14 protein-coding genes and 3 pseudogenes are annotated in these 17283 nt (G+C 56.6%); 12 read left to right on the top strand and 5 right to left on the bottom strand.

The annotated features are described in order from the left end of the window. Window positions 1-339 precede the first annotated feature (339 nt). The 8 genes and pseudogenes from AC0L7P_RS03015 to AC0L7P_RS02980 all read left to right on the top strand — a co-directional run bounded on the left by AC0L7P_RS03015 (window position 340) and on the right by AC0L7P_RS02980 (window position 7726). Window positions 340-792, top strand: coding sequence for a CopD family protein (locus AC0L7P_RS03015; RefSeq protein WP_473434426.1), 453 nt, complete (start codon window positions 340-342; stop codon window positions 790-792). A gap of 118 nt (window positions 793-910) precedes the next feature. After that, window positions 911-2182, top strand: a complete 1272-nt coding sequence (gene rho, locus AC0L7P_RS03010; protein WP_473434425.1) for a transcription termination factor Rho — start codon at window positions 911-913, stop codon at window positions 2180-2182. Between the two features lie 29 nt (window positions 2183-2211). Beyond that, the gene (mnmE, locus tag AC0L7P_RS03005; protein WP_473434424.1) at window positions 2212-3501 is read left to right on the top strand and encodes a tRNA uridine-5-carboxymethylaminomethyl(34) synthesis GTPase MnmE; all 1290 of its coding nucleotides are present in this window, start codon (window positions 2212-2214) and stop codon (window positions 3499-3501) included. 3 nt (window positions 3502-3504) lie between these two features. Beyond that, a pseudogene (gene mnmG, locus AC0L7P_RS03000) lies at window positions 3505-4683 on the top strand (tRNA uridine-5-carboxymethylaminomethyl(34) synthesis enzyme MnmG); the annotation flags it as partial. Between the two features lie 60 nt (window positions 4684-4743). After that, the gene (locus AC0L7P_RS02995; protein ID WP_473435531.1) at window positions 4744-5382 is read left to right on the top strand and encodes a hypothetical protein; all 639 of its coding nucleotides are present in this window, start codon (window positions 4744-4746) and stop codon (window positions 5380-5382) included. Beyond that, window positions 5369-5884: a 16S rRNA (guanine(527)-N(7))-methyltransferase RsmG gene (rsmG, locus tag AC0L7P_RS02990; RefSeq protein ID WP_473434423.1), complete on the top strand. Its 516-nt coding sequence runs from the start codon at window positions 5369-5371 to the stop codon at window positions 5882-5884. The genes AC0L7P_RS02995 and rsmG overlap by 14 nt, the downstream gene beginning before the upstream one ends. A gap of 117 nt (window positions 5885-6001) precedes the next feature. After that, a complete protein-coding gene (locus tag AC0L7P_RS02985) occupies window positions 6002-6814 on the top strand; it encodes a ParA family protein (RefSeq protein ID WP_473434422.1) in 813 nt (270 codons plus the stop codon). A 12-nt stretch (window positions 6815-6826) separates the two neighbouring features. After that, entirely contained in the window at window positions 6827-7726 is a 900-nt protein-coding gene (locus tag AC0L7P_RS02980) for a ParB/RepB/Spo0J family partition protein (RefSeq protein ID WP_473434421.1), read from the top strand. A 2-nt stretch (window positions 7727-7728) separates the two neighbouring features. On the opposite strand, the gene hemW is transcribed toward AC0L7P_RS02980, so the two are convergent. The 3 genes from hemW to rph are packed head-to-tail and all read right to left on the bottom strand — an operon-like array spanning window position 7729 to window position 10198. After that, window positions 7729-8856, bottom strand: a complete 1128-nt coding sequence (gene hemW / locus AC0L7P_RS02975) for a radical SAM family heme chaperone HemW (RefSeq protein WP_473435530.1) — start codon at window positions 8854-8856, stop codon at window positions 7729-7731. A 24-nt stretch (window positions 8857-8880) separates the two neighbouring features. Then, a complete protein-coding gene (rdgB, locus tag AC0L7P_RS02970; RefSeq protein ID WP_473434420.1) occupies window positions 8881-9492 on the bottom strand; it encodes an RdgB/HAM1 family non-canonical purine NTP pyrophosphatase in 612 nt (203 codons plus the stop codon). Then, on the bottom strand, window positions 9476-10198 hold the full coding sequence (gene rph, locus AC0L7P_RS02965; RefSeq protein WP_473434419.1) for a ribonuclease PH: 723 nt from the start codon (window positions 10196-10198) through the stop codon (window positions 9476-9478). Before rph ends, rdgB begins: the two co-directional genes overlap by 17 nt. A 118-nt stretch (window positions 10199-10316) precedes the next feature. Between rph and hrcA the strand changes: the two are divergent. Then, window positions 10317-11380: pseudogene (hrcA, locus tag AC0L7P_RS02960) on the top strand (heat-inducible transcriptional repressor HrcA). Between the two features lie 73 nt (window positions 11381-11453). Continuing rightward, window positions 11454-11981 carry a nucleotide exchange factor GrpE gene (locus AC0L7P_RS02955; protein ID WP_473434418.1) on the top strand — a complete coding sequence of 176 codons (528 nt, stop codon included), beginning with the start codon at window positions 11454-11456 and terminating at the stop codon, window positions 11979-11981. Here AC0L7P_RS02955 and mutS read toward each other — a convergent pair. Continuing rightward, window positions 11959-14585: pseudogene (mutS, locus tag AC0L7P_RS02950) on the bottom strand (DNA mismatch repair protein MutS). The gene AC0L7P_RS02955 and the pseudogene mutS overlap by 23 nt on opposite strands. Before the next feature lie 167 nt (window positions 14586-14752). Between mutS and AC0L7P_RS02945 the strand changes: the two are divergent. Both AC0L7P_RS02945 and AC0L7P_RS02940 read left to right on the top strand, forming a co-directional pair. Beyond that, a complete protein-coding gene (locus AC0L7P_RS02945) occupies window positions 14753-15505 on the top strand; it encodes a sulfotransferase-like domain-containing protein (protein WP_473434417.1) in 753 nt (250 codons plus the stop codon). Between the two features lie 49 nt (window positions 15506-15554). Next, complete coding sequence (locus tag AC0L7P_RS02940; protein WP_473434416.1) at window positions 15555-15971, top strand: DUF7282 domain-containing protein; 417 nt, start codon at window positions 15555-15557, stop codon at window positions 15969-15971. A gap of 86 nt (window positions 15972-16057) precedes the next feature. On the opposite strand, the gene AC0L7P_RS02935 is transcribed toward AC0L7P_RS02940, so the two are convergent. Next, window positions 16058-17275 (bottom strand): argininosuccinate synthase, encoded by a 1218-nt coding sequence (locus AC0L7P_RS02935; RefSeq protein ID WP_473434415.1) that lies wholly within the window; start codon window positions 17273-17275, stop codon window positions 16058-16060. Window positions 17276-17283 lie beyond the last annotated feature (8 nt).

The following is a 17283-nucleotide window of genomic DNA, read 5'->3' as shown; positions in this document are numbered from 1 at the left end:
TTCAGGATTCTTGTCACCTCTCATCCGCAGATTGTCCACTGTGCATTACGCCGGCAGACCTGCTGTGAGTAAGAAGCGCGAGTGCCAATGTTCCACATATACCCCACAGATATATACACAGCGTAGAATACATAACCTTTTGTTTAAGATGATAATTTTATAGATAACATAGACTTGTCCACATACCGAAAAATACCGCGATGGGCATTTTCATACTGTGGACTACCCGCTGGACAACGCAATAATCCCCGTTGTCCACCGCCCTACTATCATCATCATCTTTTCTTCTCTTATATATAATGAGAAGGATGCCTTACCCAAAATGTCGGGACGACCCACATGCAAGATCTGCTGAGCTACGCCTATCCCTGGATCAAATCCCTGCATGTGATTGCCGTGATTTCCTGGATGGCTGGAATATTCTATCTTCCCCGATTGTTCGTACACCATGTGGAACGCGTTGAAAGCGGAAGCGAAACAGACAGCCTGTTTCAAATGATGGAATATAAACTGCTCAGGGTGATCATGACGCCTGCCATGATTGCGACGTGGCTGTTTGGCCTGCTGTTGGTTGCAACCCCCGGCATCATAGATTGGTCAGCTATCTGGCCCTGGACCAAGGCGGCAGCGGTGATTGCGATGACATGGTTTCACATGTGGTGTGCGGGGCAGCGAAAAATCATCGCTTCGGGTGAGGGTTCCCATCCCGGATCTTATTATCGCAAGATGAACGAAGTGCCGACATTGCTGATGTTCATCATCGTATTTTCGGTCATCGCGCGACCGTTCTAAGCAGCGTTGACTTTCCGACTGATAGCGCCTAGATCACCGCTTGCGGTCGTCCGATCGCAACTTTCCCTCTATTGATCTACTGCGCGTTACGCCAGGCGCATGTCAAGGATTTGCGACGATGACCCAGGACCGATTGAACCTTGCCGACCTCAAGGTGCAAAGCCCCAAAGACCTTTTGGCGCTTGCTGAAGAACTTGAGATTGAAAACGCATCAACGATGCGCAAAGGCGAGATGATGTTTTCGATCCTCAAGGAACGGGCTGACGATGAATGGGTCATTGGCGGTGACGGTGTTCTGGAAGTGTTGCAGGATGGTTTTGGTTTTCTCCGCTCGCCCGAGGCAAACTATTTGCCCGGCCCTGATGATATCTATGTTTCGCCTGATATGATCCGCCAATATGCGCTGCGCACTGGGGATACCGTGGCAGGTGTTATTCGTGGCCCGGATGAGAACGAGCGGTATTTCGCGCTTACGGGTGTTGAATCAATCAACTTTGAAAGCCCTGAAAAGGCGCGCCATAAAGTTGCCTTTGACAACCTGACGCCGCTTTACCCCGACGAGCGGTTCAAGCTGGAGCTTGAAGACCCCACAGTAAAAGATCGCTCTGCCCGGATCATCGACCTGGTGGCGCCCATTGGCAAAGGTCAGCGGTCGTTGATCGTTGCGCCACCGCGCACTGGTAAAACGGTGCTGTTGCAAAATATCGCGAATTCAATCGAAAAGAACCACCCCGAGGTCTATTTGATCGTCCTGTTGATCGACGAACGCCCGGAAGAAGTGACCGACATGCAGCGTTCGGTAAAGGGTGAGGTGGTTTCATCCACGTTTGACGAGCCTGCCACCCGTCACGTTGCCGTATCCGAGATGGTAATCGAAAAGGCCAAGCGCCTTGTAGAGCATAAACGCGACGTGGTTATCCTGCTGGATTCAATCACCCGTTTGGGTCGTGCCTTTAACACCGTCGTGCCGTCTTCGGGTAAGGTGCTGACAGGCGGCGTTGATGCCAACGCGTTGCAGCGGCCCAAGCGGTTCTTTGGCGCGGCGCGCAATATCGAAGAAGGCGGATCGCTGACAATTATCGCCACTGCACTGATCGATACAGGCAGCCGCATGGACGAGGTGATCTTTGAAGAATTCAAAGGCACCGGCAACAGCGAAATCGTTCTTGATCGCAAGGTTGCGGATAAACGTGTGTATCCGGCGATGGATATTCTCAAATCCGGAACCCGGAAAGAGGAATTGTTGGTCGACAAGGGCGATCTTCAGAAAACTTACGTTCTGCGGCGTATTCTGAATCCGATGGGCACCACGGACGCCATTGAATTCCTGATATCGAAGCTTAAACAGACAAAATCAAATTCTGATTTCTTCGATTCCATGAATACCTGACAGTCAACCTAACTTTCGGAACCGCGATCATGGACACAATTTTCGCCCCCGCAACCGCGCGGGGCAAGGCAGGTGTGGCGGTCATCCGGGTGTCTGGGCCCAACGCATTTACCGCATGTGAAACCCTGGTTGGGAACGTACCGTCCATCCATCGTGCCTCTCTTCGCCAGATACGAAGTTCTGACGGCGACATATTGGACGAAGCGCTGGTCTTAGCGTTTCCCGAAGGGCACAGCTTTACTGGCGAGCAGACAGTTGAATTTCAGATCCATGGAAGTATCGCGATTACGAACGCGGTTCTGTATGAGCTGGGCAATATTGATGGTTTGCGACTGGCCGAACCAGGCGAGTTCACGCGCCGCGCCTTGCAGAACAATCGGCTCGACCTAACGCAGGTCGAAGGTCTGGCGGATCTGATTGAGGCGGAAACCGAAGCGCAGCGCAAACAGGCGCAACGTGTGTTATCTGGGGAAATTGGCAAGCGGGCAGGAATATGGCGCGCTGATCTTGTCAGGGCGGCGGCACTTTTAGAAGCGACAATTGATTTTGCCGATGAAGATGTTCCGGTCGATGTATCGCCCGAAGTTCTCGCGCTGATCGACCGAACGCTTGCCACGTTGCGATCAGAAGCAGAGGGTTACCATGCGGCCGAACGTGTGCGGGACAGCTTTGAAGTTGCGATCGTTGGACCACCGAACGTCGGAAAGTCCACACTGCTGAACGCACTCGCCGGGCGTGAGGCCGCGATCACATCCGAGATTGCCGGGACAACGCGCGATGTTATCGAGGTCAGAATGGACCTCGGAGGCATCCCGGTCCTGGTGCTCGATACCGCAGGCTTGCGAGAGGCGACAGACCGAGTTGAACAAATGGGCGTGTCTCTTGCAAAAGCACGCGCAGCGGCAGCAGATATAAGAGTGGTTTTAATCGAATCGCCGGACGATCAACCAGGCATCGCTCTTGAGTCTGATGATATTGTGCTACTGGCCAAATGTGACCGCGGTCATGCCTCAATCCCGGCTATTTCCGGGCTTACTGGTGCTGGTCTGGATCGGCTGATTGGGAAAATTACCGAACGATTGCAACGCCGTGTTGGCTCCATCGGCGTGATTACGCGCGAACGGCATCGTGTCGCAGTCTTGCGGGGAATTGATGCTTTGGTGCAGGTGAGAATCGATGTAACAGATGGACAAGACCGCGCCGAGTTGGCGGCGGAGGGTCTGCGTTCCGTTGTGCGCACCTTGGATTCGCTGCTGGGCCGCATAGGGGTTGAGGATATCCTCGATGAGGTATTCGCGAGTTTTTGTCTGGGAAAATGAGGAGTGTTTCACGTGAAACAATCTGATTTCGACGTGATTGTGATCGGCGGCGGCCATGCAGGAGCTGAGGCGGCTCATGCAAGTGCGCGCATTGGGGCCCGCACCGCGTTGATCACGATGGATCGCAATAGTATCGGCGTTATGTCTTGCAACCCGGCCATCGGTGGCTTGGGGAAAGGGCACCTGGTGCGCGAAATCGACGCGTTGGATGGAATAATGGGCCGCGCTGCAGATCTGTCCGGTATTCAGTTTCGCTTGCTCAACCGTCGAAAGGGGCCCGCAGTTCAGGGGCCGCGCGCTCAGGCGGATCGCTCATTGTTTAAGGCTGCAATCCAATCGGCACTTGGTGAAATGTCCAACCTTCACGTCATCGAACAGGAAGTTGTTGATATTTTAATCGCCGAAAAGACCATTCGGGGAGTGGTGCTGGGGGACGGTAGCGAGGTTTCGGCGCGTTCAGTGGTTGTGACGACGGGTACATTTCTGCGCGGCGTTATCCACATCGGAGACCGTCAGATACCTGGCGGGCGGATTGGCAGCGCCGCATCGATGCGTCTCGCGAGCCCGGTTTGACGATCTTGGCGCGCCTCTGGGGCGGCTAAAAACTGGCACGCCGCCGAGATTGAGTCGGGAACGATCGACTGGCATCGTCTTGAAATGCAGCCAGGCGACGATGACCCCGAAATGTTTTCATTTCTTTCAAAAGGGCCCCATGTGCGGCAGATCGCCTGTGGAATTACCCATACGAACGAGAAAACTCACGATATTATTCGGGCGAACCTAGAGCGTTCGGCGATGTATGGTGGCCGTATCGATGGCGTTGGTCCGCGTTATTGCCCGTCCATCGAAGACAAGGTGGTTCGCTTTGCAGACAAGTCATCGCATCAGATATTTCTTGAACCGGAGGGGCTGAATGACTCGACGGTTTACCCGAACGGAATATCAACGTCGTTGCCTGAGGATGTTCAGGCCGCTTATGTGACGTCCATTGCGGGGCTCGAACGCGCGAAGATTCTGACGCCAGGGTATGCGATCGAGTACGATTATGTTGATCCACGGGCGCTTAGTCTGACCCTTGGATTTCGGGGGGTGGATGGGTTATATCTAGCGGGACAGATAAACGGTACTACGGGTTATGAGGAGGCAGCGGCGCAAGGCCTGGTGGCCGGGCTGAATGCCGCGCTGCTTTCGCTGGATCGTGATCCATTTGTGTTGCAGCGCTCTGATTGCTATATCGGAGTAATGATCGACGATCTGGTGCTTAGGGGTGTCTCGGAACCGTATCGCATGTTTACGTCCCGGGCAGAGTTTCGACTCTCGCTGCGAGCGGATAATGCAGATCAGCGGCTGACTGAACTTGGGATGGGCATTGGCTGTGTTTCTGCGCGCCGCGCCAAGGTTTTTGCGAGTAAGAAGGAAAGGTTGACGGCAGCACGGAGTTTGTTGGAAAGCGGGTCGTGGACACCTACGCAGCTTTCGTCCGGTGGCATATCAATTTCGAACGATGGGGTGAGAAGATCTGGTTTACAGCTGTTGAGTTTCAAAGATGTGGATTTCTCAGATCTGATTGCGTTAGATGAACGATTGGCGGTTGTGGATGAGGAAAGTCGGATTCAGCTGAAGCGAGATGCGACCTACGTTAACTATCTTGTTCGACAGGAGCGGGACGTGGCAGCACTGAAGCGTGATGAGGAGATTGGCATTCCAGCAGGATTGGTGTTCCGTGATCTCGGCGGGTTATCTAACGAGTTAAAGATCAAACTTGAGCTTTCGCGGCCTGAGACACTTGGACAGGCCAGTAGGATTGATGGAATGACGCCAGCAGCGTTAACCATTATACTGGCTGCCGTGCACGGTTATGGATCCAATGTCGCAGTTTGAGCTTGAACTGTCGTTCGCAGAGTTCAATAAGGTGTGGCCAAATGTTCCACGTGAAACATTCACGGCTCTGCTTGAGTATGTGCGGCGGCTGGTCCGATGGAACGCAAAGATCAACCTGGTTGCACCGTCATCGTTGCCGCATGTGTGGACCAGGCACGTGGGTGATTCACTTCAAGTCATTGATCATATTCCGCCTGGTACGCGCCATGTCCTTGATATCGGGTCGGGAAGCGGCTTTCCTGGCCTTGTCATCGCGATAGCCTTTGAGATGTTAAACCCCGGCATACGGGTCTCGCTTTTGGATAGTGATCGGCGAAAGTGCGAGTTTCTGCGGTCTGTTGCATATGAGTTTGCGCCCAGAACCAGCGTTATTGTTGAGCGCATCAATAGGGCTCCTGCTCAAGCAGCCGACGTGATTACGGCGCGTGCTGTGGCGCCTGTAAAGGATCTTCTGCGATTTTCTCAGCGGCACCTCTGTGAGGGGGTGTCGGCCTATTTTTGAAGGGCGCGCAGGTAGAGAATGAAATCGAAGATGCTCGGCGTGACTGGGAATTTTCTTGCGCTACCGTACCCAGTGTGACCGACGACGACGCACGTTTGCTAAAGATATGGGGTATTCATGAACGTTGATCCTATCCGCCATCGGCCCCCGCGAATAATTGCGGTTGTGAATCAAAAAGGCGGGGTGGGTAAAACGACCACAACCATCAATCTTGGAGCAGCGTTGGCTGAACTGGGACTCAGCGTTCTAATTGTTGATTTGGATCCGCAAGGGAATGCTTCCACCGGTTTGGGCGTCGAGAGTGAGAACAGAAAGCTGAGCACCTACGACCTCTTGCTCGACGACGCACCGCTTGCTGACGTCGTTTATGCGACAGAGATAAACGGTTTGTGGATTACGCCGGCGACTACCGATTTGAGTTCGGCGGATATCGAAATGGTGTCAAATGAGAAGCGAAGCTTTTTGCTCTATGATGCGTTGCGACAGCCTGCGATCGACCGGTACAGATTCGACTATGTCCTGATCGACTGCCCGCCTTCGCTGAGCCTTCTCACGGTGAACGCGATGGTTGCGGCGCATTCTGTGTTGGTTCCGCTGCAGAGCGAGTTCTTTGCACTTGAAGGTTTATCACAGCTGATGCTCACCATACGACAAGTTCGACAGAGCGCGAATCCGGATCTGAGAATTGAGGGGGTGGTTCTGACGATGTATGATGGACGAAATCGCTTGGCGCAACAGGTAGAAAACGATTCACGGGATACCTTGGGAGATCTCGTATTTCAGACGGTAATTCCGCGCAATGTTCGTGTAAGTGAGGCACCGTCCTATTCTCAACCGGTTTTGTCCTATGATAGTGGATCAAAAGGAAGTATCGCATATCGTGCGTTGGCGGGTGAACTGATTTTGCGGCACCGAGGAGACAATAAATGATTAGAGGGCGGAATGTCGGATAAAAAGCACGAACGGCGGGGATTGGGCAGAGGACTGTCAGCTCTGATGGCCGATGTAGGAGATGTTGAGGCAGCTTCTTCGGATGATCGCCCCGCGCGACGGGCTGATCAAATGATCCCGGTTGAGAAGATCGTACCGAACCCGGATCAGCCGCGGCGTAGTTTTTCTGCGGAGCGTTTGGAAGAACTCGCGGCGTCAATTAGAGAGAAGGGCGTTATTCAACCGTTGATCTTGCGTCAGAATCCTCGCAACGCCGATGAGTTTGAGATCGTTGCAGGTGAGAGGCGCTGGCGCGCCGCGCAGATGGCGCAGGTTCATGCGGTACCTGCAGTTGTTCGTGAACTGGATGATACCGAAGTTCTTGAGCTTGCGATAATTGAGAACATTCAGCGGAGTGATCTTAATCCGGTTGAAGAGGCTGCAGGTTTCCGTCAACTTATGGATCGCTTCGGTCACACCCAAGAGCGTCTGGCCGAAGCGTTGGGGAAAAGCCGCAGTCATATCGCAAACCTGCTGCGTCTGCTGAATCTGCCTGCCGACGTTTTGGAATTACTTCGTGACGGTCAGATTTCGAGTGGCCACGCTCGTGCGCTTATCACAACCGAAGATCCTTCAGCGCTCGCAAAGATTGTTGTCGCCAAAGGCTTGTCCGTGCGACAGACGGAGGCGCTGGCCAAGGCGCCCAAGGCGTCAGATGTTCCACGTGAAACAAAAGTAAAGCCGGAGAAGGACGCAGATACCAGGGCGCTGGAACAAGATCTTGCTGCTGCAGTCGGTATGGCCGTTGCAATCAATCATGACGCGGGAATGGAATCCGGCGCTGTGACGATACGTTATAAATCGTTAGAAGAGTTGGATGAACTGTGCCGAATGTTGTCGGCGAATCGCTAGGGCTAGTCGATTAGCAATTCACGGAGAATCGCGTTTAACAGCGGGCGTCCGGTGGGCGAAATCCACAGCCGGTCGCCGCTCTGTGTGATCAGCCCGTCATCTCTCAGGTTTCGCAAGATATCATCATTCAATGGCGATCCCGCGAGATGTTCATAACGCGCCATGGAAATTCCCTCGGACAGGCGCAGGCCCATCATCAGCATCTCAACGGACTGATCTCGTGATGACAGAATTTCCTGTGACGTCACGCTTCCGTCAGCACGCTCAACTGCTGCAAGCCATGCACCTGGCTGGCGAATTGCCTCGGTGGCGATCTTGCGGCCGTTCGCAGTAATCCGTCCGTGGGCGCCCGGGCCGACACCGACATAATCGCCATAGCGCCAATAGATCAGATTGTGTTTGGATTCTGCGTCAGGGTGGGCGTGGTTAGATGTCTCATATGCGGGCAGGCCCGCCGCCGAACAGATATCCTGGGTGGCGTCGAACATATCGGCAGAGCGGTTGTCGTCTGGCAGGCCGCGCAACAACCCGCGGGCATGTCGATCTCCGAAGGCGGTGCCTTCTTCAATAGTGAGTTGGTAAAGTGAGAGGTGATCCACTGCCATGTTGATTGCGCCACGCAATTCGGTTTTCCATTCGGCTAAGGATTGGTTTTGACGGGCATAGATCAGATCAAAGCTCACGCGATCAAACAGGTTACGAGCAATGTCAAAGGCGCGTGTTGCATCGGCCACGGAATGAAGCCGCCCGAGGGCGCGAAGATCGGTGTCGTTCAGTGCTTGAATACCCATCGAAATCCGATTGACCCCGGCCTGCCGGAATTCCCGAAATCGCCCGGCCTCAACAGATGTTGGATTGGCTTCAAAGCTGATTTCCATATCGTTCACGCAGGGCCAGGCGGAACGGGCTGTTTCGATCACGTCAGCGACGGTTGAGGGCGCCATCAGGCTTGGGGTGCCGCCGCCAAAGAAAATTGTTTGCAAAACACGGTTGGGTGTCATTCGCGCGTACCGTTGTATCTCAGCAACGAGGGCATTGCGCCATCGGGTGTGATCTACATGCGCGGTGACGTGACTGTTGAAGTCGCAATAGGGGCACTTTGATTGGCAGAAGGGCCAATGAACGTACAGCCCGAACCCCCCTCTGGAGTTGACTCAGGCAAAGCAGCCAGCCAGAAGTTTTGCAAAGGCGTCCGCACGATGACTTATCCGGTTTTTCTCGGCGCTTTCCATTTCTCCAAATGTTATATTATAACCTCTTGGCTGAAATATCGGGTCATAACCGTGGCCTTCGTCACCTCGCATTGGCCAGACGACCTCACCTGGCATGACGCCGGCAAAAACCTCATCATGACCATCGGGCCAAGCCATGACCAAGGTACAACAGAACCGGGCCGACCATGGGAAGGGCGCCTGTTTTTTCTCAAGCAGATCATGTGTTTTGCCCATTGCCATGACAAAATCGCGTCCGTTCGGGGTTTCGGCCCAATCGGCGGTATAGACGCCGGGCGCGTTGTTAAGCGCGTCAATCTCAATCCCCGAGTCGTCGGACAGCGTGATCAACCCAGACGCCCGGGCGCCGGCGTGGGCCTTGATGCGGGCATTTTCCACAAAGGTTGTGCCGTCTTCGACCGGTTCGGGCAGCCCAAGATCACGGGCAGATACGGTTGCCACGCGATAGGGGGCAAGCAGAGCAGTTATTTCCGCTAACTTGCCCGCGTTGTGCGTGGCAACCAGCAAGCGGTCGCCATCAAACCTCCGTGTCATGCGACTGCGGCTTTTGGACTGTCACAAGTTCGGCCATGCCCTTTTCGGCAAGATCAAGAAGCTCGTTCATTTCCCCGCGCGAGAATGTGGCACCTTCGGCTGACATCTGTACCTCGATCAACCGTCCTGACCCGGTAAGAACGAAATTTCCGTCGACCCCGGCTTCGCTGTCTTCGGGATAATCCAGATCAAGAACCGGCTGCCCCGCATAAAGACCGCAAGAAACGGCGGCCACATGATCAACCATGGGGTCGGTGATGATATCGCCGGCTTTCATCAGTTTGTTGACAGCCAGACGCAGGGCAACCCAACCACCGGTGATGGATGCACAGCGGGTTCCGCCATCGGCCTGGATCACATCGCAATCGATCGATATCTGCCGTTCGCCCAGGGCGACCCGATCAACCCCGGCCCGCAGGGCCCGCCCGATCAGGCGTTGAATTTCCTGTGTCCGGCCCGATTGGCCATTCTTGGCCTCACGCCGCATTCGGGTGTGGGTGGCGCGGGGCAACATACCGTATTCCGCAGTCACCCAGCCCAGCCCGGTATTTTTCAGAAACGGCGGCACGCGCTGTTCCAACGAGGCGGTACACAACACATGGGTATCGCCACATTTTATCAGGCATGACCCTTCGGCGTGCTTTGTTACCCCGACTTCGATTGAAATCGGGCGCATTTCGTCTAACTTACGGCCTGAGGGGCGCATGGGATTTCCTTTGCAAATTTGCCGTGGTGATACCCGGGGGATCATCCTTGGCGCAACCCCGATTGACGTTAGGGCGCTGGCACGGTTTCCTGCCGTGTTGGCCCGGAGAGAAACGCAGATGAACGAAGGCTCGAAACTTCTGTCGCAGATGAATGACCGATCGCGCGAGGTGTTTCGCCGTGTGGTCGAAGGGTATCTCGACACCGGCGATCCGGTTGGATCACGCACCTTGACCCGCACCATGACCGAAAAGGTGAGCGCGGCAACCATCCGCAATGTCATGCAGGATCTTGAATATCTGGGTCTGCTTGACAGCCCGCATATTTCCGCTGGCCGTATTCCGACACAACAGGGATTGCGGATGTTTGTGGATGGCTTGCTTGAGGTGGGAAATCTGACCAACAGCGACCGTGAAAGCATCGACGCCACCATGGGGCGGAATGAATCGGATGTCGGTACGTTGCTTGACCGGGTGGGCAGCGCGCTTTCGGGGGCAACGCGGGGGGCAAGCGTGGTATTGGCACCCAAACACGAGGCGCCGATCAAACACCTTGAATTCGTCAGCCTGTCGGCAGACCGGGCGCTGGTAGTGATTGTTTTTGCCGATGGCCATGTGGAAAATCGGATTTTCAATCCGCCGGCTGGGCAAACGCCCAGTTCCATGCGCGAGGCGGCGAATTTTCTGAATGCCCTGGCCGAGGGCAAAACCCTGAGCGAATTGCGCAGCGCAACCGAGCGCGAGATTGTCGCGCGCCGCCGCGAACTGGATACTCTGGCCGCTGATCTGGTGCAAAGCGGGCTGGCCATCTGGCAGAACGAAGGCGAACGATACGAGCGTTTGATCGTGCGCGGCCGCGCCAATCTTTTGGCTGGAACGACCGAGGAAGAGGATCTGGAGCGAATCCGCACCCTGTTTGATGACCTTGAGCGCAAGCGGGACATTGCCGAATTCCTTGAGCTGACCGACGAGGGCGAGGGGGTGCGCATCTTTATTGGCTCAGAAAACAAGCTTTTTCACTTTCGGGTTCCTCTTTGGTGGTTTCCCCATATATGAACGCTGATCGTAAGATAATTGGTGCCGTGGGTGTGATCGGGCCGACCCGTCTGAATTATGGGCGGATTGTTCCGATTGTCGATTACACGGCGCAGATGGTTGGCAGGTTGCTGACCGACCGAGGCTAGTTGGGTGAAAGAATGACGAAACCGCATAACGACATAGACAGCGAGATCGAAGAGCTGTTGGCCCAGGAAGGGTATGGCGACGCCAGCGATACGATCGCCCCAGAGGGGGGATACGGCTGAACCCGATCTTGCAGATCAGATCGAGGCCTTGCGCGCCGAACGGGATCAGTTCCGTGATCGGTTCATGCGCGCGCTTGCCGATGCCGAAAACGCCCGCAAGCGGAGCGACCGTGACCGCAAAGAAGCCGAACAATACGGCGGCTCGAAATTGTCGCGTGATATGTTGCCGGTGTTTGATAACCTCAAACGGGCACTGGAGGTTGTGACCGACGAACAGCGTGCGGCGAACCCGGCGCTGTTGGAAGGGATCGAACTTACCATGCGCGAGCTGATCTCGGTGTTTTCCAAACACGGGATCGACGCGATCACGCCCGAGGTGGGCGACAGGTTTGATCCGAAAATTCATCAGGCGATGTTCGAAGCCCCGGTGCCGGACACCAAGGCGGGCGACATCATTCAGGTGATGGGCACAGGCTTCAAACTACATGACCGGCTTTTGCGCGCCGCTCAGGTCGGGGTCAGTTCGACTCCGAAGTCATAAGCGCCTTCAGTTCGTAAATCAGGTTCAGGGCATCCTTTGGCGAAAGCTCATCAGGGTGTACCTGTTCCATCCGCGCGGTCATGGGCGAAGGCGTTGACGGGGCAGGGGGCGATGTGGGTGCCACTGAAAACAGTGGCAGATCGTCGATCAGCGCCGCCTGTCGTCCTCCGCCCTCGCGCTCTCCCTTTTCCAGCGCCTCAAGCACGACCTTGGCCCGGCCAACCACCGATTCCGGCAGTCCGGCCAATCGCGCAACCTGCACACCATAAGACCGATCCGCCGATCCCTTGCGCACCTCATGCAGGAACACCACATCGCCCTGCCATTCCTTGACCGTGACTGTGGCATTCTGTGCCCCGTCCAGCCGGTCGGCCAGTTGCGTCATTTCGTGATAATGGGTGGCAAACAGGGCGCGACAGCGGTTCTTGTCGTGCAGATGTTCCATGGTGGCCCAGGCGATGGACAACCCATCATAGGTGGCTGTGCCACGCCCGATTTCATCAAGGATCACCAGCGCGCGATCGTCGGCCTGATTGAGGATTGCGGCGGTTTCCACCATTTCAACCATAAAGGTTGACCGCCCCCGCGCCAGATCGTCGGCTGCACCCACCCGGCTGAACAATTGCGACACGATCCCGATGTGGGCCTTCTGTGCCGGAACGAAACTGCCGATCTGGGCCAGCAGGGCAATCAGGGCATTCTGGCGCAGAAAGGTTGATTTACCGGCCATGTTCGGCCCGGTCAGCAGCCAGATCGCGGTTGCGCTGTCTGGTGCGGACAGCGCGCAGTCATTGGCCACGAACCCGGTCGCGCCTTGTCGACGCAGGGCCTGTTCCACCACGGGGTGGCGCCCTTGGGTGATGTCAAAGGCGCGGCTTTCGTCGATGCGTGGGCGGGTCCAGTTTTCACCCCGCGCCAGATCGGCCAGCGCGGCGATCACATCCAGTTCCGACAGGGCGGTGGCCGTCATGCCAATCGTGGCAGCCGCCGCCAGAATGGCACCTTTCAGGCTGTCATAGAGCCGCTTTTCAATGCCCAACGCCCGCCCGCCCGCGTTGAGAATCTTGGTTTCCATCTCGCTCAGGGGGACGGTGGTGAACCGCACGGCATTGGCTGTGGTCTGACGATGGATGAAGGTATCCGACAGGGGGGCGACAGCATCTTTTCGGCATGGGTGGCAGTGGTTTCGATGAAATAGCCCAGGACATTGTTGTGCTTGATCTTGAGTGACGAAATGCCGGTCTGGGCGGCATAATCGGCTTGCAACCGTGCAATAACGCCGCGCCCCTCGTCGCGCAGGGTGCGGGCCTCGTCCAGATCGCCGTCATACCCTTCGGCGATGAATCCGCCATCCCGCGCCAACAGCGGAGGTTCGGCAATCAGTGCCCGATCCAGCAGTGCAATCAGATCGTCGTGGCCAGTCAGATCCCTGATGGCGGCCCCGATCAGATTGGGCAGATCATCGGCAGGCATCGCGGCAATGTCGCGGGCACGTTCCAATCCCGCGCGCATCGCGGTCAAATCGCGTGGCCCGCCCCGGTCCAACGCAAGACGTGACAGGGCGCGATCCATATCCGGCACCCGGCGAAGGGCGCCGCGCAGGTCTTCGCAATACCGGGTATGATCGACGAAATGACTGACCGCATCCAGCCGCCCGGTGATCGTGATAAGGTGGCGTGACGGGCTGCTGAGCCGTCGTTCCAGCAACCGGCCCCCACCCGGTGTCAGCGTCCGGTCGATGGCGGCCAGAAGTGACCCATCACGCCCGCCGGACAGGGCGTGTGACAGTTCCAGATTGCGCCGGGTCGCGGCGTCGATCTGCACCACCTGTTCCGCCGATTCCCGGATGGGCGGGCGCAACAGGGGCAGTTTGCCCTTTTGGGTGATTTCCAGATAATCCACGATGGCGGCCATGGCCGAAACCTCGGCCCGCGTGAAGTTGGCAAAGGCGTCAAGAGAGGCGACGCCAAACAGATCGCACAGCCGCTTTTCGCCCCCGGTTGAATCGAAACTGCTTCGCGACAAGGGGGTAAGGGCCGCGCCGGTGTCGGCCACCAGTTCGGCCAGTTCCAGTTCGCGGTTGTCAGTGACGATTACTTCGCGGGGCGCCAGACGTGAAAGTTCGGGGCCGAGCCGAACAAGGGCGCAGGGCGCGACCCGGAATTCGCCGGTAGAAATATCAACCCAGGCCAGCGCCCCGTCGCCGCGCACATCGGCATGGGCGGCCAGAAAATTGTGCCGTCGCGCCTCAAGCAGGGAATCCTCGGTCAATGTGCCTGGAGTGACCAGCCGAACCACCCCACGTTTGACGACCGACTTGCTGCCCCGTTTCTTTGCCTCTGCGGGGTCTTCCTTTTGCTCGCAAACCGCGACGCGAAACCCTTTGCGGATCAGCGTCAGAAGGTATCCTTGGGCCGCATGCACCGGGACGCCGCACATGGGAATGTCATTGCCCTGATGTTTGCCCCGCTTGGTCAGCGCGATATCCAGTGCCTGAGCGGCGGCAACAGCATCGTCAAAGAACATTTCGTAAAAGTCGCCCATGCGGTAAAACAGCAGCGCGCCGGGATATTCCGATTTTATATCAAGGTATTGCGCCATCATCGGCGTGACGACGGTGTTTGTGCTGCTCATGGTGCCCCCAGGATCGACCGGGGGCAACTTAGCGATCATGCCATTGGCGTGAAAGCTGAAATCATCGGAATGGCCTTTGCTCTTGCCGCGGTGCGCGATCCGCGCGACGTATGACTGGTCGGATGCAGGAGGATGGAATGCGAATTGCCATGTGGTCAGGGCCGCGAAACCTTTCGACGGCGATGATGTATGCATTTGGGGCGCGGCCTGATTTTGCCGTGGTGGACGAGCCGTTTTATGCGGCATATCTTACACGGACTGGCATCGATCATCCCTTGCACGATGATATTCTGGCCGCGCAAAGCGCCGACCCCGCGGTGGTTGGCAAAGCGCTGACCGGGCCGGTTCCCGAAGGGCGCGCACATTACTATCAGAAACACATGGTTCACCACATGTGCGAGGGGTTCATGCCAGATTGGCCTGACGACACGCGGCACGTGTTTCTCATCCGTCACCCGGCGCGGGTGGTTGCCAGCTATGCGGTGAAACGCGAGGCACCGACCGAGGCCGATTTGGGCTTTGCCGATCAGTGGCGGGTGTATCAACAGCTTACCGCCTTGGGCGCGCGTCCTTTGGTGATTGATAGCGCTGATATTCGTGCCAATCCCCGGGGCGCGTTGCGCGGGCTTTGCGCAGGGTTGAATTTGTCGTTCGATGACAGAATGCTGTCGTGGTTGCCGGGCGGGCATCGTCACGATGGTGTCTGGGCAAAGCATTGGTATGGGGCGGCGCACCGTTCTACCGGGTTCGCCGGGGCCGAAGGGCCGCTGCCTGATCTCACGCCTGAATACGCTCGTTTGGCTGAAACCGGGCTTGAACCCTATCGCGCACTGGCGTCGGTTTCGGAAAAAATTGCGATCTCTGAAACTTCTGACGCGCTATCTTCGTGACTTGATCAACTGCGGGACAACACCCGTAGTCAAGTTTTGGAGATATTTAATGAAGTTTCTTGCTTATTCTGCACTCGCCCTGACCACGATGACCGGCGCTGCCCTGGCCGATGCCCACGCCATGGGGCCTGCGGTGATGGCCGCCGATCAGGATGTATCGAACGGTGTTGTCAGCGCCGACATGGTAATGGCCGGTGAAAACGGCTGGTTGGTGGTGCACCGCACTGACGCCGAAATGAAGCCCGGACCAGTTGTCGGCTATGCGCCTTTGCGCAAGGGGGAAAACACCGACGTTGCCGCCATTCTTCAGGAAGACGTGGCCCCGGGCGATATGTTGATGCTGATGGTCCATGCCGAAACAGGTGGTATGAAAACCGGTGTGTTTGAATACACGCTCGGCGCCAAGGAAGATGGCCCGATCAAGCCCGATGGCAAACTTGTCATGCAGGTTGTAACCGCAAAATAGGTTTTCTGACGATCCCCGGTGGGTTTTTCCTTTTCCCCATCGGCCTGGCCCGAATCGTCGCGCATGACGGTTCGGGCCTTTTTTGCCTACCCGGTCCGTTTGTTCCGGTTCGCGACCAGTTTCAGGCGCAAGGCGTTCAGGTGAATGAACCCTGCGGCGTCTTTCTGGTCATATGCGCCGGCGTCGTCTTCGAATGTCACATGGGCCTCTGAATACAGGCTGTGATCTGACCAACGGGCGACGGTGCGGGCGGATCCTTTATAGAGCTTCAGGCGGACGGTTCCGGTCACATGTTCCTGGCTTTTGTCGATCAGGGCCTGAAGCATTTCCCGTTCAGGGCTGAACCAGAAGCCGTTATAGATCAGCTCGGCATAGCGGGGCATGATCGAATCTTTCAGGTGGCCCGCCCCGGATTCCAGCGTGATCTGTTCGATCCCCCGGTGCGCCTCAAGCAGCAGCGTGCCGCCGGGCGTTTCGTAAACACCCCGTGATTTCATCCCGACAAAGCGGTTTTCCACAAGATCAAGCCGCCCGATCCCATGTTTGCCGCCCAGTTCATTCAGGCGGGTCAGGATGGTGGCGGGTGACATGGCCTCACCATTGATGGCCACGGCGTCGCCACGCTCAAACGTGACTTCTACCATTTCGGGGGTGTCGGGCGCATCTTCCGGGTTAACCGTGCGCTGATACACATAATCGGGTGCTTCTTGCGCGGGGTCTTCCAATACCTTGCCCTCGGACGAGGTGTGCAACAGGTTGGCATCCACCGAAAAGGGTGCTTCGCCGCGTTTGTCCTTGGCGATCGGAATTTGATTCTTTTCGGCGAAATCAATCAGCCGGGTCCGGCTGCTCAGATCCCATTCACGCCAGGGCGCAATCACCTTGATCTCGGGGTTCAGGGCGTAACAGGCCAATTCGAAACGCACCTGATCGTTGCCTTTTCCGGTGGCCCCATGGGCGACGGCATCTGCACCTTCGGCGGCGGCGATTTCAACCAGACGTTTGGAAATCAGAGGCCGCGCGATCGATGTGCCCAACAGGTACAGCCCTTCGTACAGGGCGTTGGCGCGAAACATCGGGAACACGAAATCGCGCACGAATTCTTCGCGCAGGTCTTCGATGTGGATCGAAGCGGCGCCCATCAGCTCGGCCTTGGCGCGTGCCGGTTCCAACTCTTCGCCCTGACCAAGATCGGCGGTGAACGTGACAACCTCGCACCCGTATTCGGTTTGCAGCCATTTCAGGATGATCGAGGTGTCCAGACCCCCGGAATAGGCCAGGACAACTTTCTTCGGGGCGCTCATCGTTATCT

The organism is Oceaniglobus sp. K40-3, from assembly GCF_055808395.1.
The sequence above is the reverse complement of the archived record's forward strand: the minus strand, read 5'-3'. Positions and strand labels throughout refer to the sequence as shown.

Excerpts from the sequence above, each read along its gene's own strand:
- rph (WP_473434419.1), bottom strand. The coding sequence starts at position 10,198 with ATGCGCCCCTCAGGCCGTAAGTTAGACGAAATGCGCCCGATTTCAATC.
- rho (WP_473434425.1), top strand. The coding sequence starts at position 911 with ATGACCCAGGACCGATTGAACCTTGCCGACCTCAAGGTGCAAAGCCCC.
- AC0L7P_RS02940 (WP_473434416.1), top strand. The coding sequence starts at position 15,555 with ATGAAGTTTCTTGCTTATTCTGCACTCGCCCTGACCACGATGACCGGC.
- AC0L7P_RS02995 (WP_473435531.1), top strand. The coding sequence starts at position 4,744 with ATGATCGACGATCTGGTGCTTAGGGGTGTCTCGGAACCGTATCGCATG.
- rdgB (WP_473434420.1), bottom strand. The coding sequence starts at position 9,492 with ATGACACGGAGGTTTGATGGCGACCGCTTGCTGGTTGCCACGCACAAC.
- AC0L7P_RS03015 (WP_473434426.1), top strand. The coding sequence starts at position 340 with ATGCAAGATCTGCTGAGCTACGCCTATCCCTGGATCAAATCCCTGCAT.
- AC0L7P_RS02945 (WP_473434417.1), top strand. The coding sequence starts at position 14,753 with ATGCGAATTGCCATGTGGTCAGGGCCGCGAAACCTTTCGACGGCGATG.
- AC0L7P_RS02955 (WP_473434418.1), top strand. The coding sequence starts at position 11,454 with ATGGCGACGCCAGCGATACGATCGCCCCAGAGGGGGGATACGGCTGAA.
- AC0L7P_RS02985 (WP_473434422.1), top strand. The coding sequence starts at position 6,002 with ATGAACGTTGATCCTATCCGCCATCGGCCCCCGCGAATAATTGCGGTT.
- AC0L7P_RS02980 (WP_473434421.1), top strand. The coding sequence starts at position 6,827 with ATGTCGGATAAAAAGCACGAACGGCGGGGATTGGGCAGAGGACTGTCA.
- rsmG (WP_473434423.1), top strand. The coding sequence starts at position 5,369 with ATGTCGCAGTTTGAGCTTGAACTGTCGTTCGCAGAGTTCAATAAGGTG.
- AC0L7P_RS02935 (WP_473434415.1), bottom strand. The coding sequence starts at position 17,275 with ATGAGCGCCCCGAAGAAAGTTGTCCTGGCCTATTCCGGGGGTCTGGAC.
- mnmE (WP_473434424.1), top strand. The coding sequence starts at position 2,212 with ATGGACACAATTTTCGCCCCCGCAACCGCGCGGGGCAAGGCAGGTGTG.